Raw genomic sequence first — 23737 nt, forward strand, 5'->3', positions numbered from 1 at the left:
AAACAGCCGAGAGGCAAAAAGAATAAGTGGAGCGGTAGTTCAGTTGGTTAGAATACCTGCCTGTCACGCAGGGGGTCGCGGGTTCGAGTCCCGTCCGTTCCGCCACTTAATTTAGGGGCGTAGTTCAATTGGTAGAGCACCGGTCTCCAAAACCGGGTGTTGGGAGTTCGAGTCTCTCCGCCCCTGCCAGTTACCAATTAAGTAATAATAAAAGAAGTATCTATTGATAACCCGATTAGCTTAATCGGGTTTTTCTTTATCCGTACAATTGTAAATATAGAGTTATTTTCTTAACCCCCTTCAGTTAATCTTTAATTCACTTTTTTCCCCCACATACTATATTAACTTTCACTAATTTCAAAAAATCACTTTGCTAAAGAAGTAATATATTGTTGTATTATTGTTTTATAAAAATAAATGCCGATGAGTTTTTCGTGATTGATATACTTATTGAGATATAAAAGAAAATATTAGTTAAGACTATTTAATAGCGGCATATAATTTACTTATTCATTTTTTTTATTATATTAAGTTGCGTTAGCGTCATTAAACATGAGGTTATTAAATTCTATTTATAAATCAGACTATTAATTCAATAATAGGACCTTCATGTCAGAGGTTGATGCTTAGGTTAATATTCGTAAGCTAAGTATGAAAAGATGTTTATAGGAATTAAAGAATAAAGCTCAGAGCATACAAAGTGGCTATGTAAATATTATCTCGCCTTTTGCTAAAACTCAGACAAAAATTAGCTTTTAATAATATTCGTTCAATTATAGGTGAGGGTTATGAGTCTTTCACTAGTATAAAGATATGCCAAACCACCCGTTATGAGGGTGGCTATGATTATTCACTTAAAGGCGCATTTTTTATTGGCGTCTTAATCAATTGATTGATAAGAGCTTGTTGATCATTTTTTTGGAGCCAGACAGCATACAAGGGTTTGCTTATTGAGGTTTCTGAGAGCGTTTTTAAGCCTGGGTATTGATATGCCCAATGTGCAGGCAAAAATGCCGCTGAAAGCGATACAGGAAGTAATTGACGGGTAATATGGGCTGAGGTAGTGATCATTACGGGTGTATCATCTTGAGTTAGTGCTGGTTCATTTTTTGGATGAAAATCAGCCCCCCATTCAAGCTTTATAAAATTATATTTTGTGAGTGCAATATTTTTTTGGGAAGCCATAAGTTGTAAGTCAATAGTACCGATGATTGTGCTTTCAAACTCATCCATTTTGGGTGGCTCAGTTGCAATTAATAAATCTAATTCTCTAGAATGTAATTGCTTAACGAGGGACTGACGCGTTGAAACTCTAGCTTCGAGTCGTAGTTCATCATGTTGATTATAAAGTTCTTCTGCCCAGTCAGTTAGATAGCCTTCCCAAAGTGAAGCAGTTGCACCAATAGAAAGTTCTGTGTGTTGTGAGGCATGAGATATCTCTTTTTTAGCTTGCAACCAGGTATTCATTAGTGATTCAGCATATGGAACGAGCCTTTCACCGGCAGCGGTTAACCGGATATTATTTCTATGCCTCGTAAATAGGCTTGTACCTAGTTGTGTTTCTAATTGCCTAATACGGAAGCTAACCGCTGATTGCGTTAAATAGAGTGATTCTGCGGCTCTACCAAAGTGCCTAGTTTTACTAACCTCTAAAAAAGTTCTCAATAACTCGCTGTCCACACGCATCTCCAATTATTTTTGTCGTGATGATTTAAATGTTTTGTTTTACAGATTGTCAATGCTGTCTAATACTCCGCGCCATATAGAGTTTGACTGTAATAAGTTAGGAGTGTGTCAGATGGCAGATAGCTTCATCACGACTAATCGTTTTTTTGATAATAAACATTACCCACGTGGCTTTTCTCGTCATGGTGATTTCACCATCAAAGAAGCTCAGTTGCTAGAACGTCTCGGCCAAGCTTTTAATGAGCTTGATGCAGGTAAACGAGCACCGCAGACAGAAGAAGAAAAACTTTTCGTCGCTGTATGCCGTGGTGAACGTGAACCAGCTACCCCAGAAGAAAAAGTTTGGGTAAAATATTCTAGCCGTATTAACCGCCCTAAACGCTTCCATACTTTATCTGGCGGTAAACCGCAGATAGACCCATCGGAAGACTATACTGATACAGATGATTAATATCGTCGTCGTATGATAAGAGGGACTCCGGTCCCTTTATTTTTACGAGATAATAAGTACTTGTCTGTCCACCCTTCTCAGCTTACTTGTTTTTGCAAATGAAGCAATAACTTATCCATCGCTCGATACCCCAGCGCTTCTAATAAATCGGAACGCTCAATAGTTTCTGCGGCATTAAGGTCGGCTATTGTTCTAGCAACCCTTAAAATTCTATGCCAGGCTCGGATGGAAAGACCTAACTTATTTAATGCATGTTCTAAGAATAACGCATCTTTTGTTGTTAGTAGGCAAAATTGTGTGGTTTCTCTTGGCGTTAGTAAACTATTAATTTTTCCAGCTCGCCTAAGTTGTCTATTTCTAGCTTCGATGACTCTTTGTCTAACGTGTTCACTTGTTTCACCTTGATTTGTTTGATTACTCAATGAGCCGAGAGGCAACAATGGAATTTCTATTGAGAGGTCAAATCGATCAATAAAAGGCCCTGATATGCGTGAAAGGTAACGTAGGATACGAGAAGGGACTGAACGGCTCATTTCTCCTTGGTAGTGCCCTGTTGGACTAGGATTTAAGGCTGCGATCAGCTGGAAGCTTGCAGGATAGCAAACTTTTGCTTTTGCTCGAGAAATGCTAATTTTTCTAGATTCTAATGGTTCTCGTAAAGAATCAAGTACTGAACGGCTAAATTCTGGTAATTCATCTAAAAATAACACACCATGATGTGCAAGTGAAATTTCGCCAGGTTTGGGAAGCGAGCCTCCCCCAATTAAAGCCGCAATTGATGCGCTATGATGAGGCGCTCTAAAAGGCCTTATTGGCCAGTTCATATCTTCTTTTGTGTTTTCACTCAAACTATGCAATGAAGCCACTTCTAATGCTTCCTGAGGGGTTAAAGGGGGAAGTAAAGTCATTAGCCGGCTTGCTAACATCGTTTTTCCTGTTCCCGGAGGACCCAGTAAGAGTAAATTATGCCCACCAGCAGCACAAATTTCTAATGCCCGTTTCCCATGTTCTTGGCCGATAATATCGTTAATATCACTCTCTTGCTTGATTGAGATAGGCGGTTGATGAATTTGTTGATTACAAAGTAATGTATGTTTGTTATGTAAAAAATGACAAAGCTCTAATAAGGATGTCGCGAAATAAACGCTATTATTTGGGAGCAAACCTAATTGGTGTTGATTCTCCATGGATAGTATCAAAGAACGCTGTTGTTTTAATGCTGATTGAGCTGCAGGAATAGCGCTATTGACATAACGAACATCGCCAGACAAAGCGAGTTCGCCTAAAAATTCATATTGTCTTAATGGCTCGTGGGGGAGTTGGCCTGATGATGCGAGTATGGCTATCGCAATTGCGAGGTCATACCGACCGCTTTCTTTTGGTAAATCGGCTGGCGCTAAATTAACCGTCATTTTTTTAGCTGGATATTCAAATCCACTGTTTAGTAGAGCGCTTCGAACTCTATCTCTTGCTTCTTTTACTGCTGTTTCTGGTAGCCCAACAAGTGTTAAACCTGGAAGCCCATTACTAATATGTGCTTCAACAGTAACAAGAGGTGCTTCTAACCCAATTGATGCTCTAGTGTAAACAATCGCTAATGTCATAAGCCCTCCAATATCATTTACAGAGTAATATTCTGCTGAAAGTAAGTTTACTTATCTTGGGTAGATAATATGTTTGCGAAGCTGCTCGACAATTTAATTACTTAGTTACTGGACTGTTTCAATTTACTGCGAGCAGCTTCGAAGTCTTGTTATAATTGGGGTTGTGAGGATGTTATAAAGCATGGAGACTATTCTGAGCTTGGAAATCAGTAAGAAAAAATAATTAATTTCTCTGTGTGAGTTTTAATGGCGCTAGATGATTGTTATGGATGATATAGCTGATCATGCTGGGTATTTTGTTGAATATTACTGATGAATGGGTGTTTAAGTAGTTAATAATGCTAATTATCTCATAGGTATGTGATTTTGAAGTGATTTAATGTTTTGAAAATAAATAAATTAAATAAAAGTTGTCAAAACAATTTTAAAATGATAACTCTAAATAATAGATAATTAAGAATATTGAAAAAGTAAAATACATGAACGCATTTATCCAAGCAGTTAGCCTAATTATTATTAGCGTGGTGGTGATTATTATCCCACCGTGCGGGGCTGCACTTGGACGACGAAGGCTAAAATAACAGCCAGATCTTACGAGAACCCCGCACCGAAAGGCGCGGGGTTTTTTTTGACATAAATGTTGATTAATGCAAACACACAAAATAAAACATAACAAATACAAACAGATAAAGTAGATGGACAGGAGATAAAGCATGAACGGAGCACAATGGTTAGTTCAAGCATTGCGAGCACAGGGGGTTGATACCGTATTTGGTTATCCTGGTGGCGCAATAATGCCAGTTTATGATGCATTGTATGATGGTGGAGTTGAGCATTTGTTGTGTCGACATGAGCAAGGTGCTGTAATCGCTGCGATTGGCTATGCACGTTCAACAGGAAAAACAGGGGTATGTATCGCAACATCTGGCCCTGGTGCAACAAATGTTATCACGGGATTAGCTGACGCATTATTAGACTCCGTCCCTGTTGTCGCGATTACCGGGCAAGTCGCCTCTGAGTTTATCGGAACCGATGCCTTTCAGGAAATCGATGTCTTAGGGTTGTCTTTAGCTTGTACTAAACATAGCTTTTTAGTTGAAGATATCGAAGATTTACCTCGCATTCTTGCTGAGGCTTTCGCAATCGCAAATAGTGGGCGTCCTGGCCCTGTACTGATTGATATTCCGAAAGATATTCAGCTACAACAAGCTGAGCTGTCTCCGTTTTTAATGCCGGTAGAGCAAGAAGTCACGTCACCTTTATCAGAAATTCAACAGGCAAGAATGCTATTAGAACAATCAGAAAAGCCTATGTTGTACGTTGGTGGTGGTGTTGGAATGTCTGGTGCGGTTACAGAATTGCGTGAATTTATTGAGTTTACAGGCATTCCTTCAGTTGCAACATTAAAAGGTCTTGGTGCTGTGAGTCCTTTAGATGAAAACTATTTAGGTATGTTAGGGATGCATGGCACTAAGGCAGCCAATATCTCAGTACAACGTTGTGACCTACTCATCGCTGTTGGTGCTCGTTTTGATGATAGGGTAACAGGTAAGTTAAATACTTTTGCACCGAACGCCAAAGTGATTCATATCGATATAGATCACGTAGAACTGGATAAATTGCGTCAAACTCATGTTGCGCTGCATGGTGATGCAAAGGTATTACTGCCTGAATTAATGCTTAAAAAATCAATTGCGCTTTGGCAGCAGGAAGTTCAGCAACTTAAAAAAGAATTCGGTTGGCGTTATGACCATCCTGGTGAGCCTATTTATGCGCCATTATTACTGAAACAGCTGTCGGATAAAATGAAGCCAAATACCGTTGTTACCACTGATGTAGGGCAACACCAAATGTGGTCAGCGCAACATATCACCGTTGATGCGCCTGAAAACTTCTTAACTTCAAGCGGGCTTGGAACCATGGGGTTTGGTATCCCTGCAGCAATTGGTGCACAGGTTGCTAGGCCTGAAGATACCGTTGTTTGTGTCTCTGGGGATGGCTCATTTATGATGAATGTCCAAGAGCTGGGAACCATCAAACGTAAGCAACTTCCTGTAAAAATCCTTTTGATCGATAACCAACGATTAGGCATGGTCCGTCAGTGGCAAGAACTGTTTTTTGAACAGCGCTATAGCGAAACAATTTTAACAGATAACCCTGATTTTGTGGCATTAGCCAGTGCGTTTGGTATCAAAGGCCAACGGATCACGGACAAGTCGGAAGTTAACTCTGCATTAGATGAATTACTTAATAGCGAAGGTGCCTATTTATTACAGGTATCAATTAATGAATTAGAAAATGTCTGGCCGTTGGTTCCACCTGGGGCTAGTAATGAAAAAATGATGGAGAAACCATTATGATGCAACATCAAATCTCGATATTGGCCCGTTTCCGTCCTGAGGTTTTAGAGCGTATATTAAGGGTCACTCGCCATCGTGGATTTCGTATTAATGCCATGAATATGGGGCAATCGACAGACGGCGACAATGTTAATATTGAACTTACTGTAAGTAGTCAAAGGCCATTAACCCAGCTTTGTGCACAGTTAACCAAGCTTTCAGACATTACAGAAGTTGAAGTACGACAACAAGAATCACGACTATTACGCACACAAAGTGCAATGTAAGGAATATACAAATGACTAAGAAAGCTGACTTTATTTGGTTTAACGGTGAAATGACGCCATGGGCTGATGCAAAGGTTCATGTTATGTCTCATGCTCTGCACTATGGTACATCAGTGTTTGAAGGCGTCCGTTGTTATGACTCACACAAAGGTCCCGTGGTCTTCCGCCACCGTGAGCATATGCAACGTTTGCATGATTCAGCGAAAATTTACCGTATGCCTGTCAGCTACAGTGTGGAAGAGTTAATGGAAGCATGTCGTGCAACTCTGCGTAAAAATAACTTAGTCAGTGCATATATTCGCCCATTAGTATTTATTGGTGATGTTGGTATGGGTGTTAACCCACCAGACGGTTATAACACCGATGTGATTTTAGCTGCGTTCCCATGGGGTGCTTATTTAGGTGAAGAAGCGTTAGATCAAGGCATTGATGCGATGGTGTCTTCTTGGAATCGTGTTGCACCAAACACCATTCCTACAGGGGCAAAAGCAGGTGGTAACTACCTGTCTTCATTACTGGTTGGTAGTGAAGCGCGTCGCCATGGTTACCAAGAAGGGATTGCACTAGATGTTCATGGGTATCTTTCAGAAGGCGCAGGGGAAAATATTTTTGAGGTGAAAGATGGCATCCTGTATACGCCTCCGTTCACATCATCTGCATTACCGGGTATTACACGTGATGCAATTTTAACCTTAGCAAAAGATATGGGTATTGAAGTTCGTGAGCAAACACTATCACGTGAATCTCTCTATCTTGCTGATGAAGTCTTTATGACAGGCACAGCTGCCGAAATTACGCCAGTACGTAGCGTTGATGGTATCCAAGTCGGCATTGGTCGTTGTGGCCCAGTAACCAAGAAAATTCAGCAAGCATTCTTTGGCTTATTTGATGGCACAACAGAAGATAAATGGGGCTGGTTAGATCCAGTAAACCCTTAATAACTAAATTGAAATAGATGTTACAGGCGGACGTTCCCCGCCTGTTTTAAACACGGGAGTTAAAGATATGCCTAAGTACCGTTCAGCAACAACAACTCATGGTCGTAATATGGCTGGGGCTCGTGCATTATGGCGTGCAACAGGCATGACCGATGCTGATTTTGGAAAGCCCATTATTGCTGTTGTTAACTCATTCACACAGTTTGTTCCTGGTCACGTACATCTACGTGATTTAGGCAAATTAGTTGCAGAGCAAATTGAAAATGCAGGTGGTGTTGCGAAAGAGTTTAATACAATCGCAGTTGACGATGGGATTGCCATGGGACATGGCGGAATGCTGTATTCCTTACCTTCTCGTGAATTAATTGCAGACTCGGTTGAATATATGGTGAATGCACACTGTGCGGATGCCATGGTATGTATTTCAAACTGCGATAAGATCACCCCAGGCATGTTGATGGCGTCATTGCGCCTCAATATTCCAGTTATTTTTGTTTCGGGTGGCCCGATGGAAGCGGGTAAAACCAAGCTTTCAGACCAAATTATCAAGCTCGATTTGGTTGATGCCATGATCCAAGGAGCGAACCCAAATGTGAGCGATGCAGATAGCGAGCAAATAGAACGTTCAGCATGCCCAACGTGTGGTTCTTGCTCAGGAATGTTTACTGCAAACTCAATGAACTGCTTAACTGAGGCGCTGGGGTTATCTCAACCAGGAAATGGCTCATTATTAGCGACTCACGCAGACCGCGAAACTTTATTTATCAATGCAGGTAAGCGCATTGTTGAATTAACCAAACGCTATTACGAACAAGATGATGAAAGTGCGTTACCACGCAATATCGCCAATAAATCTGCATTTGAAAATGCGATGACGTTGGATATTGCCATGGGTGGTTCAACTAACACCGTCCTGCACTTACTGGCAGCCGCTCAGGAAGCAGAGATCGATTTCACCATGGATGATATCGACCGCTTATCACGTAAAGTTCCACATCTGTGTAAGGTTGCACCGAGTACGCAAAAATACCATATGGAAGATGTTCACCGTGCTGGTGGTGTTATCGGTATTTTAGGTGAGCTGAGCCGTGCAGGTTTGCTGCAAGAAAATGTGACTAATATTTTAGGCCTTAGCTTCCAAGAAACACTAGCGCAATATGATGTGATGTTAACAAAGGACGAGTCTGTCAAATCGATGTTTTCCGCAGGCCCTGCCGGGATCCGCACGACAAAAGCTTTTTCACAGAATTGCCGTTGGCCGTCATTGGATACTGACCGTGAAAATGGGTGTATCCGTAGTATTGAGCATGCGTATAGTTTGGATGGGGGCCTTGCTGTCCTGTCTGGAAATATTGCAGAGGATGGCTGTATTGTTAAAACAGCAGGGGTTGATGAAGGTAGCTTAACATTCTGTGGCCCAGCCAAAGTGTTTGAAAGCCAAGATGATGCCGTTGAGTCGATCCTCGGTGGAAAAGTTGTTGAAGGTGATGTGGTTGTTATTCGCTATGAAGGGCCTAAAGGTGGCCCGGGCATGCAAGAAATGCTGTATCCAACCTCATATCTGAAATCAATGGGGTTAGGCAAAAGCTGTGCATTGATAACGGATGGCCGCTTTTCAGGTGGTAGCTCTGGGCTTTCTATCGGCCATATTTCGCCAGAAGCCGCGAGTGGTGGCTTATTAGCATTAGTTCAAGATGGCGATATTATTGATATTGATATCCCAAAAAGAACGATTGTGCTGGATGTTAGTGAAAGCGAATTGAATCAACGTCGTGAAGCTGAATTGGCTCGAGGTGATAAAGCTTATACTCCGCGTAATCGTCAGCGTGAGGTTTCTTTTGCTCTGCGTGCTTACGCTTCTTTGGCGACGAGCGCAGACAAAGGTGCTGTTCGTGACAAGTCGAAATTAGGGGGCTAATTGTGGCGGCAGCAAAACCATTACCGGTTGCCCCAACCGGAGCAGATTACTTAAAAGCGGCGCTGAGTGCGCCGGTTTATGAAGCTGCACAAGTAACGCCTCTTCAACAGATGGATAAAATATCTTCACGCTTGGGCAATACCATTTTAGTCAAGCGCGAAGATAGGCAGCCAGTACATAGCTTTAAGCTCCGTGGTGCTTACGCCATGATTGCGAGTTTAACTGAAGAGCAAAAAAGCAAAGGTGTGGTGACCGCTTCTGCTGGGAATCACGCTCAAGGCGTTGCGTTATCGGCAAATCGTGTGGGTGTGAAAGCAAAAATCGTTATGCCAGTTGCGACAGCGGATATCAAAGTGGATGCCGTACGTAGTTTCGGTGGCGAAGCTATTTTACATGGTGCCAATTTTGATGAAGCGAAAGCGAAAGCCATTGCAATGGCAGAAGAGGATGGTTACACCTTCGTTCCACCTTTTGACCACCCTTCAGTCATTGCAGGCCAAGCTACGATAGCACTGGAACTATTGCAACAAGATGTTCATTTAGACCGAATTTTTATCCCAGTAGGTGGCGGTGGGTTAATTGCGGGCGTCGCTGTGATTATCAAGCAATTAATGCCTGAAATTAAAATCATTGGTGTAGAGTCGGAAGATGCTGCTTGTTTAAAAGCGGCATTAGAGGCGGGACACCCTGTTGATTTACCCCGTGTTGGCTTATTTGCAGAAGGTGTAGCAGTAAAACGCATCGGAGACGAAACCTTCAGGTTGTGCCAGCAATATGTTGATGATGTTATTACTGTTGATAGCGATTCCATTTGTGCAGCACTGAAAGATATTTTTGAAGATGTTCGTGCGATAGCTGAACCTTCAGGCGCTTTGGCATTGGCCGGATTGAAAAAATATGTACAGCAGCACAACATCAAAGGTGAACGTTTAGCACATATTTTGTCCGGTGCGAATATGAATTTCCACGGGCTGCGTTATGTTTCTGAGCGCTGTGAAATTGGTGAACAACGAGAAGCCTTGCTGGCAGTGACCATTCCTGAGCAAAAAGGGAGTTTCTTACGCTTTTGCCAGTTATTAGGTCATCGAGCCATTACGGAGTTTAACTATCGATATACGGATGCCGATCCTGACCGTGCTTGTATTTTTGTTGGGGTGCGTTTAAGTGGCCGTGATGGCGAGCGCTCGGAGATTATTCAAGAGCTCAAAAGTAACGGCTATGAAGTCGATGATTTATCAGATGATGAAATGGCCAAACTCCATGTGCGTTACATGATTGGTGGCCGCCCATCAAAGCCATTAGATGAAAGATTGTATAGCTTTGAATTTCCAGAGTCTCCAGGTGCATTACTGAGATTCTTAGAGACTCTTGGGACTCATTGGAATATTACGTTATTTCATTATCGCAGCCATGGTACGGATTATGGACGAGTGCTGGCGGCATTTGAACTGGCCGGGCCAGAAGTACGTTTTGATAGGCATCTTGATGCGCTAGGTTATGAATATCATGATGAAACAGGAAACCCGTCTTTCCGTTTTTTCTTAGCGCCACAAGATAACCAAAGAACCTTAGACTGAGTTGTCCGGGAGTAACTCCCAGAACGCTTTAATTAATGGTTCACTCAGGCGTTTGCTTAATAGGCAAACGCCGAGCTCAAAAGGTTCGACCATTGAAATATTATCGAGCTGTGAAATACGGCTACGTACGGGCTCTGGGCTGTTATCAACGACCACGCTGGGGATCAAGGCAATGCCACATCCCAAAGCCACCATTGACACAATAGCCTCATGGCCCGATACCGTCGCATAAATGACGGGGTTATTGATATTATGGCGACGGAACCAAAGTTCGATACGTTTACGTGATGGGCCATGCTCAGGCAGGATGAAGGGGACGGTAGACCAATCAGGTTCAGCCTCTGTTACCATGCTTCGTACTGCACAGGGTAGTGATGGAGCAATCAAAACGAGAGGGATTTCGCCGATTTTTGCAAAACGGACGTTATCAGGTAAGCGCTCGGGTTTGCCTGCGATACCAAGGTCAGCCTCATGAGTTTCCACTTTTTCAACGGCATCAGCTGCGTCCCCTGTCGTGAGCTTAATTTCAACTAATGGGTGCAGCGCACGGAATTTATCTAACACTTCGGGTAAATGACTATAGGCTGCCGTAACAGAACAGAAAAGATGCAGTTCTCCACTGAGCGATGGGCTTTGCTGGTTGAGAGCATGTTGCAGTTGTTGATATTGCAATAATGTTTGTTGGGCAAATTGCTTAAGATGCTCCCCTGCTTGGGTCAATTTGACTGAGCGGTTATCGCGCACAAATAGTGGGTGACCCAGTTGTTCTTCGAGGCGTTGTATTTGTCGAGACAATGTGGAAGGGCTGACATGCATCGCTTTAGATGTGCGCCCGAAGTGGCAACTTTGTGCTAGATGCAAAAAAAGCTTGAGATCGCGAATGTCCATTTTGCCCTCTAATAACATAATTAATGACGTTGCAGATATTGCAACATTGTATTGTTAATATATCAATTTAAGCAATGCGAAACATCGCATATAGTAAATCCATAAACGCTCAAAATGAGCGACAGGCAGACTGCCTGACATAACGAACACAACAGAACAATGGAGTATGACAATGGCGAATTATTTTAACACATTGAATTTACGTGAGCAGTTAGCTCAATTAGGTAAGTGCCGTTTTATGCAGCGCGAAGAATTTGCGGATGAAGCGGGCTTTCTGAAAGGTAAAAAAATCGTCATCGTCGGTTGTGGAGCACAAGGTCTGAACCAAGGCCTGAATATGCGTGACTCAGGTTTAGATATTGCTTATGCATTACGTGATGAAGCAATTGCAGAGAAACGTGCTTCATGGCGCAAAGCGACAGAAAATGGTTTCAAAGTTGGGACTTATAAAGAATTGATCCCTACTGCTGATTTGGTTGTTAACTTAACGCCAGACAAACAGCATTCAGCCGTTGTTCGTGCTGTTCAGCCTATGATGAAACAAGGCGCAGCACTGGGTTATTCACATGGCTTCAACATTGTTGAAGTTGGCGAAGAAATCCGTAAAGACATTACTGTTGTGATGGTTGCTCCAAAATGTCCAGGTACTGAAGTACGTGAAGAATACAAGCGTGGTTTTGGTGTTCCAACGCTGATTGCAGTACACCCAGAAAATGACCCGAAAGGTGAGGGTATGGCGATTGCTAAAGCGTGGGCGGCAGCGACTGGCGGTCACCGTGCAGGTGTTCTGGAATCCTCATTTGTTGCAGAAGTTAAGTCTGACCTGATGGGTGAGCAAACGATTCTGTGTGGTATGTTGCAAGCGGGTGCATTACTGAGCTACGACAAAATGGTCGCAGACGGTGTTGAGCCAGGCTACGCAGGTAAATTAATTCAGTTTGGTTGGGAAACTATCACTGAAGCGCTGAAACAAGGCGGTATCACGCTGATGATGGATCGCTTATCTAACCCTGCGAAAGTGCGTGCTTATGCGTTATCTGAGCAACTGAAAACTATCATGGCGCCATTGTTCCACAAACATATGGATGACATCATTTCAGGCGAGTTTTCTGCAACAATGATGGCAGACTGGGCAAATGATGATAAAAACTTGCTGACATGGCGTGAAGAGACAGGCAAAACAGCATTCGAAAATTACCCTGAATATAACGGGAAAATTGCGGAACAAGAGTACTTCGACCACGGTGTTCTGTTAGTTGCAATGGTTAAAGCAGGCGTTGAGTTAGCGTTCGATACGATGTTAGAAGCGGGTATCTTAGAAGAATCGGCTTACTATGAGTCACTGCATGAGTTACCACTGATTGCGAACACTATTGCTCGTAAACGTTTATATGAAATGAACGTGGTTATCTCTGATACTGCAGAATATGGTAACTATCTGTTTTCATTCGCAGTTGTACCAATGCTGAAGGATTTCATGACGAAATTACAAGCAGGGGATTTAGCGAAACCAGTTGCAGATAATGGTACTGATAACGCGCAGTTACGTGATATCAACGAAGCTATCCGTAATCATCCGATTGAGAAGATCGGTAAGACTTTACGGGGTTATATGACGGATATGAAGAAGATTGCGGTCGGCTAATTTTTCGTCACTCTTCGCGTGATAGGTGCGTTGGCTACACTCTGTTACCTTCCTCTAACGCGAATAGTTTAGAAAAATGCATTAATGATATAAAAGAAAAAGAACAAAACCACATCTTTCTGATGAATGATGTGGTTTTTTGTTTTTTATAAATAGAGAAGATCGTTGCTCAAGAGTTGGCTCGGTTTCTGCTACAATCTGTAGCGAATTCCTTTTTGAATAACTGAGTGATGTAGAGAAGCCATGCGATTAAACCCAAGCCAACAGCAGGCAGTTGAATTTGTCGATGGCCCGTGCCTTGTATTGGCGGGAGCGGGGTCAGGCAAAACACGTGTTATTACCAATAAAATTGCGCATTTAATTCGCCAATGTGGTTATCAGCCTAGGCAAATTGCAGCGGTGACTTTCACCAATAAAGCAGCGCGGGAAATGAAAGAACGCGTGGCACAAACCTTGGGTAAGAAAGAAGCGCGTGGTTTGATCATATCCACCTTCCATACATTAGGGTTGGAAATTATTAAGCGTGAATATAAAGCGCTGGGTATTAAAGCCAACTTTTCGCTATTTGACGACCAAGACCAGATGGCATTGTTGAAAGAGCTCACTTTTGACTTGCTAGAAGAAGATAAAGACTTACTCAAGGAATTGATCTCAGCGATCTCAAATTGGAAAAATGATCTTATCTCGCCACAACAGGTTATAGGCCAAGCACGGAGTGAAAAAGAGCATCACTTTGCCGAGTGTTATCGTCGCTATGAACTTCATCTGAAAAGTTGCAATGTGCTGGATTTTGATGACTTAATCAGCAAACCTACCATGTTGTTATATCAGAATGAAGAAGTTCGCGAGCGCTGGCAGCAAAAAATTCGTTACTTGCTGGTGGATGAGTACCAAGATACCAATACGAGTCAGTATCAGTTGGTTAAATTGCTTGTGGGGCAGCGGGCAAGGTTTACGGTTGTGGGTGATGACGACCAGTCAATCTATTCATGGCGTGGAGCAAGGCCGCAAAATTTAGTTTTATTGAATCAGGACTTCCCTAAGTTAAATGTTATTAAGCTTGAGCAAAATTACCGTTCATCCGAACGAATTTTAAAGGCTGCGAATATTTTAATTGCCAATAACCCTCATGTATTTGAAAAAAAACTATTTTCAGAGCTGGGGTATGGTGCGCCAATTCGGGTTCTTACCGCAAATAATGAAGATCACGAAGCCGAAAGAGTGATTGGGGAGCTTATTGCACACCACTTTATTAATAAGACGGAATATAAAGATTACGCCATTTTGTATCGCGGTAACCATCAATCGCGTATTTTTGAAAAAATGTTGATGCAAAACCGCATTCCGTATCGTATTTCGGGGGGGACTTCGTTTTTCTCTCGCCCTGAAATCAAAGACTTATTAGCTTATTTGCGAGTATTGACGAACCCTGAAGATGACAGTGCTTTTTTACGTATCGTAAATACTCCACGTCGAGAGATTGGCCCCAAAACTATCCAAAAATTGGGGGAATGGGCAAACCAGCGGGGCAAAAGCTTGTATCAAGCCAGTTTTGATCTAGGGCTTGAACAAAGCTTAAAAGGCAAAGGATTAGAAGCATTACAGCGTTTCACTCATTGGATGGACAGTATTGTTCGAACGTCGGAACGTGAACCTTTAATTGCGGTGCGTGATTTGCTGCGCGAAATGGATTATGAAAGCTGGTTATATGAAACGTCGACCAGTACTAAAGCGGCTGAAATGCGAATGAAAAACGTCAACCAATTGTTCACATGGATGAGTGAAATGGTGGAAGGTGATGAGCTCAATGACCCAATGACATTGAGCCAAGTGGTTACCCGCTTTACGCTGCGAGATATGATGGAGCGTGGTGAGGATGATGAAGAATCAGACCAAGTTCAACTCATGACGTTGCATGCCTCTAAAGGTCTTGAATTCCCTTATGTTTTTTTGGTTGGTATGGAAGAGGGGCTATTGCCACACCAAAGTAGTATTGATGAAAACAATATTGATGAAGAACGCCGTTTAGCTTATGTGGGAATTACGCGGGCACAAAGAGAGCTGTTTTTTTCTCATTGCCGTGAGCGCCGCCAATATGGTGAATTAATCCGCCCTGAATTAAGCCGTTTTCTTCTTGAATTACCTCAAGATGATTTGCAATGGGAGCAGGAGCGTAAAGTGGTTAGTGCGCAGGAGCGTATGCAGAAAGGGCAATCAGCATTAGCTGATATTAAAGCCCGTTTAGGGTTAAATAAAAAAAGCGAGTAATGGTAACTAATTGAATTTCCACACTAGAGTCGGCCTAGTGTGGAAAATATTATCAATTTGAACTATTACGTTCTTCCAACTCTAAAACCCAATTTACATAGCCCTGCCATTGGACTTCTTGCTGTAAATTTTCAGCTCGTAGAGGGTGAGAAGATAACCAACGATAAGGCAATGTAATGGTTAATCTTTGTGCATTCACATTAAGCCTAAGAGCAGGCAAGGTATCATCCCGTCTACGGCTCGCAAAAATAATGGCGAGACGAAGTAAACGACATAAATCATATGCATGCTGCATGGGTAACGCATTTTGTTGGCTTAATGGCGTTAAATCAACAGGGCCTTGCTGGTTTATCAATAATGCAGCAAGTAACCGTTTTTGAGCTGGAGTGAAGCCAGGTAAATCAAGGTGTGTTATGAGGTAGCTAGCGTGCTCGGGGCCTTTACGGAAATCAACACTCAAGCCGATTTCATGTAAGGCGCATGCACTTGATAGTAAATCACGACAGCGAGTATCTAAGCCCCAATCTTTCGCGACTTGCAAGTAAAAATATTCTGCAAGTTGACGAACTCGGCCAGCTTGTTCGATATCGACTTGGAAGCGCCGTTGAATATTGCGAACGGTACGAGCGCGAATATCCTGCTCAATAGGAAGCTGTAGCATACCATAGACAAGACCTTCACGAAGTGCGCCGCCAGCCAGTGTCATGTTATCAATGTTTAATGCTTCAAAGATAGCAATCAAAATAGACAAGCCGCTTGGAAAAACCAGAGCGCGTTCGAAGGTTAAGCCGTCAATTTCAAGCTCTTCAAGTTTTTGGCATTGAATGGCTTTGCGCTTAAGCTGTTGTAATTTAGAAAGAGTGATCAGTTCATCCATGCCTTGGGCAATCATGATTTCCTGAATGGCTTGTACAGTACCGGATGCACCAACACATATCTTCCACCCATGTGTCTTTAGTGCATCAGCAATAGGGGCGATGACATTATGGGCAGCGGCTTGAGCCGCTGCGAAGTTTTCTTCGGTTAAACTTCTATCGCCAAAGTAGCGCTCAAGCCAAGTTACACACCCCATTTCAAGGCTGTAGAGTTGCTCTGCTTTTGCGCCTGTACCCGTAACTAGCTCAGTGCTTCCCCCTCCAATATCAACCACTAAGCGTTGATCTGGCCCGCCAGTTGTATGTGCAACACCTTGATAAATCAAACGAGCTTCTTCTTCCCCTTGAATGACTTTAACAGGGTTTCCTAAAATTTGGCTGGCTTTTTCGATGAAAATATCGGCATTTTTAGCTAGACGCAAAGTCGCTGTTGCGACAACACGAATTTGTGTATTCGGAATATCTTGTAAGTGTTCCGAAAACAGGCGCAAGCATTGCCAGCCTCGCTCCATTGCTTGCTCAGAAAGCAGGTTGTTGTTATCTAACCCTGCTGCAAGACGAACTTTGCGTTTAACCCTAGAGATGACCTGAATGCTGCCAGCAGTCTCACGTACAACGAGCATATGAAAACTGTTTGAGCCTAAATCGATGGCGGCATAAAGAGAAGAAGATTTCAGCATATCGTTTTTACTCAGCCTGGACGTTTATGGTTGTTACGTGGGCCATTGTGGCGACGCTGCGAATTCGAATTACGGCGAGGGCCTCCAGGACGTGGGCGATGACGGCGTTTTGGCGCAGGTAAATCGCTCAATAATGCATCACTGTTATATTTACTCACAGGGATTGAGTGTTGGATATATTCTTCAATAGCTGGCAGGTTAAGTGCATATTCTTCACAGGCTAAGCTAATTGAGTTTCCGCTTTCGCCAGCACGGCCAGTACGGCCAATACGGTGTACATAATCTTCACAGTCATCAGGTAAGTCGTAGTTAAAGACATGAGTTACTGATGGAATATGTAAACCACGTGCAGCAACATCAGTTGCCACTAAAATATCTAAATGGCCTTGTGTGAATTGCTCTAATATACGCAGTCGTTTTTTCTGTGCGACATCGCCAGTTAGCAAGCCTACACGATGACCATCGGCAGCTAAATGCGCCCAAATATCATCACAACGGTGTTTGGTATTGGCGAAAATAATACAACGCTCTGGCCACTCTTCTTCAAGTAGCGTTTGGAGCAAGCGCATTTTCTCTTCATTAGAAGGGTAAAATAACTCTTCTTTAATACGATGACCTGTTTTTTGTAAAGGTTCGACCTCAACATATTCAGGGTTATTCATTTGTTCGAAAGCTAATTCTCTTACTCGGTAAGATAAAGTTGCAGAAAACAGCAAATTAAGCCTGTCTGCCGCACCTGGCATGCGACGGAAAATCCAGCGGATATCTTTAATGAAACCAAGGTCATACATACGGTCGGCTTCATCGAGGACCACAACTTGAATCGCACTTAAGTCGACATGGCCTTGTTTTGCGTAGTCGATTAAACGGCCAGTTGTACCAATAAGGATATCAACACCGTTTTGTAAAACCTTCAGTTGCTCATCATAGCCGTCACCACCGTATGCTAAGCCCATTTTCAGGCCAGTGTACTCAGCGAGCTCTTTAGCATCTGAATAGATTTGTACAGCGAGTTCGCGTGTCGGCGCCATAATGAGAGCACGAGGCTGATTCGCTTTTTTACCCTCAATCGCAGGGTGAGTTAATAAATAATGGAATGTAGACGTTAAAAAAGCTAACGTTTTCCCTGTACCGGTTTGCGCTTGACCCGCCACGTCTTTGCCTTCGACAGTAAAAGGCAAGGTGGACGCCTGGATAGGCGTGCAAAAATTGAAGCCTTTTTTATTTAGAGCTTCAATGACTTTAGGGTGCAATGCGAAGTCGGAAAACTTCTTTTCTGTCAAGTGTGCTTTACTCATAGTATGTTAGAATATCAGTTAACGGTTGGTTTACGAAAGTGTATCTTTTGAAATAAAGCATACTGCTGCCAATAATGTTACACTAAGTCTGCAAAAGATGACCCCTTGGAGTACAACATGAGCGATAAAATTATACATATAACTGATGCAAGTTTTGCAACTGAAGTTTTGAACGCAAGTTCACCTGTTCTCGTCGATTTTTGGGCAGCATGGTGTGGTCCTTGTAAAATGATCGCGCCTATTCTTGATGAAGTTGCTGAAGAATATACAGGCAAACTGACTATCACAAAACTGAATATTGATGAAAACCCAGGTACTGCTCCAAAATATGGAATTCGTGGTATCCCGACCTTGCTTTTATTCAAAAATGGTGAAGTCGCAGCAACGAAAGTCGGTGCATTATCAAAAACGCAACTGAAAGAATTTTTAGACGAAAATCTGTAAGTTATCGTTATATGTAAGCTAAAACGTTTAGCGGTATATCTATTTTATCTAGAGAGCCGCTAGACGTCTTCACTTAAGCATGATAAGTTATCTTTATTCCTCGTATAGCACCCATATGAATTACCTTGTATTCCATTGCTCTTATCTTACATATCTAGCTTGTTAGTTCAGTATTGTGATGTCTTTTTTGATCAAAAAACTGATGACATAATGATTTTAAATATGAAATTGAAAGTTTAGACGTTGAGTTATAGCCGTATTCAATATCTTCTGTTTCAATGTATCCTTCATATGAATTAAAGATAGTGCATAAACGAACATAGTGAAATTCAATATTTTTATATCTTTTGGATATAAAAATGAAGTGGGAGAAGGTTGGCATTGAGCAGTTATGTGTTTTTTAATGCTAATCTGACATTAAATTTGCGATATTGGGATGGATGTTGTCCTAAATGTACAAAAAACTATTGCTAATATTGTCCGTGTTTCTAATAATATGCCACACATCATCAAGATGAGTTGCAGTCAAATGTTAGAGTAATCTTAGTAATGGCTAGCACAAGATTTTTTTGCATTGCTGTTTGTTTTTGGTAAAAATTAGCGATCAGCAGGGCAGTATAAAGTTAAACTGGCACTTAATAATAAGCTGCCGTCAATTTACGTTCATAGTTCGAGAATTACCCCGAGTTAAAGAACCCACCATTATGAATCTTACCGAATTAAAAAATACGCCAGTATCAGAATTGATTACGTTAGGCGAAAACATGGGGCTAGAGAACTTAGCCCGTATGAGAAAGCAGGATATTATTTTCTCTATTTTGAAGCAGCATGCGAAAAGTGGCGAAGATATTTTCGGCGATGGCGTACTGGAAATATTGCAGGATGGATTTGGTTTCCTCCGTTCAGCAGACAGTTCTTACCTCGCAGGTCCTGATGATATCTACGTTTCTCCTAGCCAAATCCGCCGTTTTAACTTACGTACAGGTGACACAATTTCAGGAAAAATTCGTCCTCCTAAAGAAGGTGAACGTTATTTTGCCCTCCTAAAAGTCAACGAAGTTAACTACGACAAACCTGAAAATGCCCGCAGTAAAATTCTTTTCGAAAACCTAACTCCATTGCATGCAAACCGTCGTCTGCGTATGGAACGTGGTAACGGTTCAACTGAAGATTTAACTGCACGTGTACTGGATCTTGCGGCGCCAATCGGTCGTGGCCAACGTGGTCTGATTGTTGCTCCACCGAAAGCGGGTAAAACAATGTTGCTGCAAAACATTGCAGCAAATATTGCACACAATTATCCTGATTGCGTTCTGATGGTTCTGTTGATCGATGAACGTCCTGAGGAAGTGACAGAAATGCAGCGTTTAGTTAAAGGTGAAGTAATCGCTTCAACTTTCGATGAGCCTGCAGCACGTCACGTTCAAGTCGCTGAGATGGTGATTGAGAAAGCGAAACGTCTAGTTGAACATAAAAAAGACGTTATCATTTTACTCGACTCTATTACGCGTCTGGCCCGTGCATACAACACCGTTGTACCTTCCTCTGGGAAAGTATTAACCGGTGGTGTGGATGCTAACGCATTACACCGTCCAAAACGTTTCTTCGGTGCTGCTCGTAATGTTGAAGAAGGTGGAAGCCTGACAATCATTGCAACTGCACTGGTTGATACCGGTTCTAAGATGGATGAAGTTATTTACGAAGAGTTTAAAGGTACAGGTAACATGGAACTGCACCTGTCTCGTAAGATTGCAGAAAAACGTGTTTTCCCTGCAATAGACTACAACCGTTCTGGTACGCGTAAAGAAGAGTTACTGACATCGCAAGATGAGTTACAAAAAATGTGGATCCTGCGTAAGATCATTCACCCAATGGGCGAAATCGATGCAATGGAGTTCCTCATCAGTAAATTAGCGATGACGAAAACTAACGAAGAGTTCTTTGATTTTATGAAAAGAGCGTAACCGTTAAGGTTCTCTGTGTATTATAAAAAAGGTGCCTGTTATGGCACCTTTTTTTGTTTTTTATACACGGTAGTCGCGTATAAAAATTAAAACATATCATATTAAGTAAGGGTTAATATTTTGCTGATTGAGTTCAATGGATTAAGATGCTGTTTTATTGCTTTGTTTATAAATAACATTGAATAAATAGGCGAAATTTTTATTAGAACATTAATGATAAACGATAAAAACACCAATGCATGCAAGTTAACCAACTGAATTAAAAGATAAATACTATGTTTATATTTATTTTGTGATTAGCATTAAATTTATTTTCACCACTTTATTATTTAATCATCAAGCGCTTATTTAAACATCAATCGATTAACGCAATTTTAGAGTATTGCTTTTATGGCATGCATATTGCAGCTATTCAGTATAAAATTAAGGGATGTTTCGTTATTAAATCAAACACACTAATAAAGTGTGAAAACTAATAATGTTACAGGGATCTCTTTATGAATAAAGATTCGTCTTATAGCGGATTCCAGTACTAAGATGATAATGCATTGGCGTATGCTTGTTTACCAGCATTCGCTAAAAAATTAGTTTTGAAAGTTAAATATAAAGATTAAGAGAGTCGAACAGTGGACACCATACACTTTGTAACCAATCTCTTCTACGTTTTCTTGTTTTCATTAGTTTTTATTTTTCTGGCTCGAGTTGTTGCAATAAAAATCGGGTTAGTTGATAAACCTAATTTCAGAAAGAAACACGTAGGATTAGTTCCTCTTGTTGGGGGAATTTCCGTTTTCTTTGGGATCTGTTTTGCATTTTATATCACCGGAGAATACATTCCTCATAAGTGGCTATATATCGCTTGTGCAGGATTACTCGTCTTTATTGGCGCATTAGATGATAGGTTTGATATCAGTGTGAAATTAAGGGCTGGTATCCAAGCGATCGTTGCAGTTGTGATGATGACAGCGGCAGGGTTGAAACTTGAATCACTTGGCCATGCCTTTGGCCCATGGGAACTGGTGCTGGGTCCATTCGGTTATATCGTCACTTTATTTGCGGTATGGGCAGCAATTAACGCTTTTAACATGGTTGATGGCATTGATGGACTATTGGGTGGTTTATCGTCTGTTTCTTTTGGTGCTCTTGGCTTTTTGTTATATCAAAACGGTAACTACGCGTTAGCATTTTGGTGTTTTGCCTTTATTGCAGCTATCCTTCCTTATATTCTTCTGAATTTAGGTGTGCTAGGCCGTCGTTTTAAAGTTTTCATGGGGGATGCGGGAAGTACACTGATTGGGTTCACTATTATTTGGATCCTTGTGGCTTCGACCCAAGAAGAAGTACATCCGATTAACCCAGTTACCGCTTTATGGATTATTGCGATCCCTCTAATGGATATGGTTGCCATTATGTATCGACGTATTCGTAAAGGCATGAGCCCATTTTCACCAGATCGCCAACACATTCACCATTTAATTATGCGTTCTGGCTTTACACCAAAAGGGGCATTTGTGCTGATTACATTATCAGCAGCCGCTTTAGCGTGTGTTGGTATTATTGGTGAACACTTAACATTTGTACCTGAATGGGTAATGTTGGCATTATTTTTGCTTGTATTTATGATGTATGGTTACTGCATCAAACGAGCTTGGAAAGTCGCCCGTTTTATTAAGCGAGTAAGACGTAGAGCACGTAGAGGAGCAGTACGGTAACGACAAAACGAAAATAGAGGTTCTGTGCAGTGAATAACTCAGAAACACAACCGAGTCAGCATCAATCGCCAATAGAGCCGGAATTGGATATCCGTGGTTTATGTCGCTCACTGTGGCAAGGTAAAATTTGGATCGTTGCATTTGCCGTTATTTTTGCTGCAATTGCCTTGGGAGCGTCCTATTTTATGCAGCCAAAGTGGAGTGCGACAGCAATTACGGATTTACCAACCGTCAATAATCTGGGAAGTTACTATTCTCAGCAACAATTTCTGCGCAACCTCGATTCCCGTATTAATAATACGGGAGTAGAAGGGCAATTACCGACAATCGCAAAAGAAGCTTATCAAGAATTCACCAAGCAGCTCGGCTCTTATGATACGCGTCGTCAGTTTTGGCTAAATACAGATTACTATAAGCAGCGTTTAGAGAATGACCCTAAAGCAGATGCCGCATTATTGGATGAGCTCATCAACGATATTGAGTTTACGCCAGCAGATGAAGTCAAAAATTTAACAGATAACATTAAGTTAGTGGCGGAAACTTCCGCTGATGCGAACCAGTTGCTGCGTCAATATACTCAGTTCGCTAACCAACGTGCGACAACGAATCTCAATGATGAAATTAAAGGCACTTGGGCTACGAAAATGCAATCTATGAAGGCATTGGTTAAACGCGAAGACATGGTGGCAAAGGCTGCTTATGAACGTCGTTTGAATGCTTTAGAACAAGCACTAAAAGTTGCTGAAAAACAAGGTATTGTGCGTAATCAAAGTGCAACGCCTGTGGATGAAATTCCAGATTCTAAAATGTTTATGTTAGGTGCCCCTTTATTAGAAGCACAGATTGAAACATTGAAAGCAACTGGGCCCGATCACGATAGTGATTACGATCAAAATATTGCCATGTTATCAACATTGAGCGTAGGGCCTACCCTCCAAGATAATTTTCAAGCATATCGCTATTTACGAACGCCTGAAGAGCCCGTTAAACGCGATAGTCCTCGTCGAGCCTTTATGATGGTTCTATGGGGAGCCATAGGGATGTTAGTAGGTGCCGGTGTGGTACTTGCTCGCCGCCGCCCATCTTGATTTTGGGATAAGCCACTGGTGAATTTACCAGTGGCATATAAAGTTATTAAGATTACAAAAGCAGCTCACTGCGAA

18 protein-coding genes and 2 tRNA genes are annotated in these 23737 nt (G+C 41.9%); 15 read left to right on the forward strand and 5 right to left on the reverse strand.

Going from position 1 to position 23737, the window contains the following annotated elements; genetic code table 11:
* Positions 1 to 28: 28 nt before the first annotated feature.
* Both PSF67_RS19350 and PSF67_RS19355 read left to right on the forward strand, forming a co-directional pair.
* A tRNA-Asp gene (locus PSF67_RS19350) sits at positions 29 to 105 on the forward strand.
* 8 nt (positions 106 to 113) lie between these two features.
* Positions 114 to 189 (forward strand) — tRNA-Trp (locus PSF67_RS19355).
* Positions 190 to 846: 657 nt separating this feature from the next.
* Here the strand turns inward: PSF67_RS19355 and hdfR are convergent.
* Positions 847 to 1686 carry an HTH-type transcriptional regulator HdfR gene (gene hdfR, locus PSF67_RS19360; RefSeq protein WP_166263917.1) on the reverse strand — a complete coding sequence of 280 codons (840 nt, stop codon included), beginning with the start codon at positions 1684 to 1686 and terminating at the stop codon, positions 847 to 849.
* 112 nt (positions 1687 to 1798) lie between these two features.
* Between hdfR and PSF67_RS19365 the strand changes: the two genes are divergently transcribed.
* A complete protein-coding gene (locus PSF67_RS19365; RefSeq protein ID WP_102139853.1) occupies positions 1799 to 2137 on the forward strand; it encodes a DUF413 domain-containing protein in 339 nt (112 codons plus the stop codon).
* Between the two features lie 77 nt (positions 2138 to 2214).
* On the opposite strand, the gene PSF67_RS19370 is transcribed toward PSF67_RS19365, so the two are convergent.
* Positions 2215 to 3741, reverse strand: coding sequence for a YifB family Mg chelatase-like AAA ATPase (locus PSF67_RS19370; protein WP_102139854.1), 1527 nt, complete (start codon positions 3739 to 3741; stop codon positions 2215 to 2217).
* 479 nt (positions 3742 to 4220) lie between these two features.
* Here PSF67_RS19370 and ilvL point away from each other — a divergent pair, with 479 nt between their 5' ends.
* The 6 genes from ilvL to ilvA all read left to right on the forward strand — a co-directional run bounded on the left by ilvL (position 4221) and on the right by ilvA (position 10800).
* Positions 4221 to 4322, forward strand: coding sequence for an ilv operon leader peptide (ilvL, locus tag PSF67_RS19375; RefSeq protein ID WP_071524553.1), 102 nt, complete (start codon positions 4221 to 4223; stop codon positions 4320 to 4322).
* A gap of 132 nt (positions 4323 to 4454) precedes the next feature.
* On the forward strand, positions 4455 to 6101 hold the full coding sequence (ilvG, locus tag PSF67_RS19380; RefSeq protein ID WP_102139855.1) for an acetolactate synthase 2 catalytic subunit: 1647 nt from the start codon (positions 4455 to 4457) through the stop codon (positions 6099 to 6101).
* Positions 6098 to 6367, forward strand: coding sequence for an acetolactate synthase 2 small subunit (ilvM, locus tag PSF67_RS19385; RefSeq protein WP_102139856.1), 270 nt, complete (start codon positions 6098 to 6100; stop codon positions 6365 to 6367). The genes ilvG and ilvM overlap by 4 nt, the downstream gene beginning before the upstream one ends.
* A gap of 11 nt (positions 6368 to 6378) precedes the next feature.
* Complete coding sequence (locus PSF67_RS19390) at positions 6379 to 7305, forward strand: branched-chain amino acid transaminase (RefSeq protein WP_102139857.1); 927 nt, start codon at positions 6379 to 6381, stop codon at positions 7303 to 7305.
* A 67-nt stretch (positions 7306 to 7372) separates the two neighbouring features.
* Complete coding sequence (ilvD, locus tag PSF67_RS19395) at positions 7373 to 9223, forward strand: dihydroxy-acid dehydratase (RefSeq protein ID WP_272677499.1); 1851 nt, start codon at positions 7373 to 7375, stop codon at positions 9221 to 9223.
* 2 nt (positions 9224 to 9225) lie between these two features.
* Positions 9226 to 10800, forward strand: coding sequence for a threonine ammonia-lyase, biosynthetic (gene ilvA, locus PSF67_RS19400; protein ID WP_102139859.1), 1575 nt, complete (start codon positions 9226 to 9228; stop codon positions 10798 to 10800).
* On the opposite strand, the gene ilvY is transcribed toward ilvA, so the two are convergent.
* A complete protein-coding gene (gene ilvY, locus PSF67_RS19405; protein WP_102139860.1) occupies positions 10792 to 11688 on the reverse strand; it encodes an HTH-type transcriptional activator IlvY in 897 nt (298 codons plus the stop codon). The two genes, ilvA and ilvY, sit on opposite strands and share 9 nt — an antisense overlap.
* A gap of 172 nt (positions 11689 to 11860) precedes the next feature.
* On the opposite strand from ilvY, the gene ilvC reads away from it, so the two are divergent.
* Both ilvC and rep read left to right on the forward strand, forming a co-directional pair.
* On the forward strand, positions 11861 to 13333 hold the full coding sequence (gene ilvC, locus PSF67_RS19410; RefSeq protein WP_206276152.1) for a ketol-acid reductoisomerase: 1473 nt from the start codon (positions 11861 to 11863) through the stop codon (positions 13331 to 13333).
* Between the two features lie 243 nt (positions 13334 to 13576).
* Entirely contained in the window at positions 13577 to 15601 is a 2025-nt protein-coding gene (gene rep, locus PSF67_RS19415) for a DNA helicase Rep (RefSeq protein WP_102139862.1), read from the forward strand.
* A gap of 52 nt (positions 15602 to 15653) precedes the next feature.
* Here rep and gppA read toward each other — a convergent pair whose 3' ends face one another.
* On the reverse strand, positions 15654 to 17156 hold the full coding sequence (gppA, locus tag PSF67_RS19420) for a guanosine-5'-triphosphate,3'-diphosphate diphosphatase (RefSeq protein ID WP_195697885.1): 1503 nt from the start codon (positions 17154 to 17156) through the stop codon (positions 15654 to 15656).
* Between the two features lie 11 nt (positions 17157 to 17167).
* Entirely contained in the window at positions 17168 to 18454 is a 1287-nt protein-coding gene (gene rhlB, locus PSF67_RS19425) for an ATP-dependent RNA helicase RhlB (RefSeq protein WP_166263931.1), read from the reverse strand.
* A 117-nt stretch (positions 18455 to 18571) separates the two neighbouring features.
* Here rhlB and trxA point away from each other — a divergent pair, with 117 nt between their 5' ends.
* The 4 genes from trxA (at position 18572) to wzzE (ending at position 23662) form a co-directional block, all read left to right on the forward strand.
* Positions 18572 to 18898 carry a thioredoxin TrxA gene (gene trxA, locus PSF67_RS19430; RefSeq protein WP_102139865.1) on the forward strand — a complete coding sequence of 109 codons (327 nt, stop codon included), beginning with the start codon at positions 18572 to 18574 and terminating at the stop codon, positions 18896 to 18898.
* A 704-nt stretch (positions 18899 to 19602) separates the two neighbouring features.
* Positions 19603 to 20862: a transcription termination factor Rho gene (rho, locus tag PSF67_RS19435; RefSeq protein ID WP_004906109.1), complete on the forward strand. Its 1260-nt coding sequence runs from the start codon at positions 19603 to 19605 to the stop codon at positions 20860 to 20862.
* Positions 20863 to 21488: 626 nt separating this feature from the next.
* The gene (gene wecA, locus PSF67_RS19440) at positions 21489 to 22574 is read left to right on the forward strand and encodes a UDP-N-acetylglucosamine--undecaprenyl-phosphate N-acetylglucosaminephosphotransferase (RefSeq protein ID WP_102139866.1); all 1086 of its coding nucleotides are present in this window, start codon (positions 21489 to 21491) and stop codon (positions 22572 to 22574) included.
* A gap of 29 nt (positions 22575 to 22603) precedes the next feature.
* Positions 22604 to 23662 carry an ECA polysaccharide chain length modulation protein gene (gene wzzE, locus PSF67_RS19445; RefSeq protein ID WP_102139867.1) on the forward strand — a complete coding sequence of 353 codons (1059 nt, stop codon included), beginning with the start codon at positions 22604 to 22606 and terminating at the stop codon, positions 23660 to 23662.
* The last annotated feature ends 75 nt before the right edge of the window (positions 23663 to 23737 follow it).

The sequence above is a fragment of the Providencia sp. PROV076 genome (assembly GCF_028483405.1).
GTDB classification, from domain to species: Bacteria; Pseudomonadota; Gammaproteobacteria; order Enterobacterales; family Enterobacteriaceae; genus Providencia; species Providencia huaxiensis.

What these genes read in the sequence shown, in the direction of transcription:
- rep (WP_102139862.1), top strand. Translation starts at nt 13,577, where the DNA reads ATGCGATTAAACCCAAGCCAACAGCAGGCAGTTGAATTTGTCGATGGC.
- PSF67_RS19370 (WP_102139854.1), bottom strand. Translation starts at nt 3,741, where the DNA reads ATGACATTAGCGATTGTTTACACTAGAGCATCAATTGGGTTAGAAGCA.
- rho (WP_004906109.1), top strand. Translation starts at nt 19,603, where the DNA reads ATGAATCTTACCGAATTAAAAAATACGCCAGTATCAGAATTGATTACG.
- PSF67_RS19390 (WP_102139857.1), top strand. Translation starts at nt 6,379, where the DNA reads ATGACTAAGAAAGCTGACTTTATTTGGTTTAACGGTGAAATGACGCCA.
- trxA (WP_102139865.1), top strand. Translation starts at nt 18,572, where the DNA reads ATGAGCGATAAAATTATACATATAACTGATGCAAGTTTTGCAACTGAA.
- ilvL (WP_071524553.1), top strand. Translation starts at nt 4,221, where the DNA reads ATGAACGCATTTATCCAAGCAGTTAGCCTAATTATTATTAGCGTGGTG.
- ilvM (WP_102139856.1), top strand. Translation starts at nt 6,098, where the DNA reads ATGATGCAACATCAAATCTCGATATTGGCCCGTTTCCGTCCTGAGGTT.
- ilvC (WP_206276152.1), top strand. Translation starts at nt 11,861, where the DNA reads ATGGCGAATTATTTTAACACATTGAATTTACGTGAGCAGTTAGCTCAA.
- ilvY (WP_102139860.1), bottom strand. Translation starts at nt 11,688, where the DNA reads ATGGACATTCGCGATCTCAAGCTTTTTTTGCATCTAGCACAAAGTTGC.
- gppA (WP_195697885.1), bottom strand. Translation starts at nt 17,156, where the DNA reads ATGCTGAAATCTTCTTCTCTTTATGCCGCCATCGATTTAGGCTCAAAC.
- ilvD (WP_272677499.1), top strand. Translation starts at nt 7,373, where the DNA reads ATGCCTAAGTACCGTTCAGCAACAACAACTCATGGTCGTAATATGGCT.
- rhlB (WP_166263931.1), bottom strand. Translation starts at nt 18,454, where the DNA reads ATGAGTAAAGCACACTTGACAGAAAAGAAGTTTTCCGACTTCGCATTG.
- hdfR (WP_166263917.1), bottom strand. Translation starts at nt 1,686, where the DNA reads ATGCGTGTGGACAGCGAGTTATTGAGAACTTTTTTAGAGGTTAGTAAA.
- ilvG (WP_102139855.1), top strand. Translation starts at nt 4,455, where the DNA reads ATGAACGGAGCACAATGGTTAGTTCAAGCATTGCGAGCACAGGGGGTT.
- PSF67_RS19365 (WP_102139853.1), top strand. Translation starts at nt 1,799, where the DNA reads ATGGCAGATAGCTTCATCACGACTAATCGTTTTTTTGATAATAAACAT.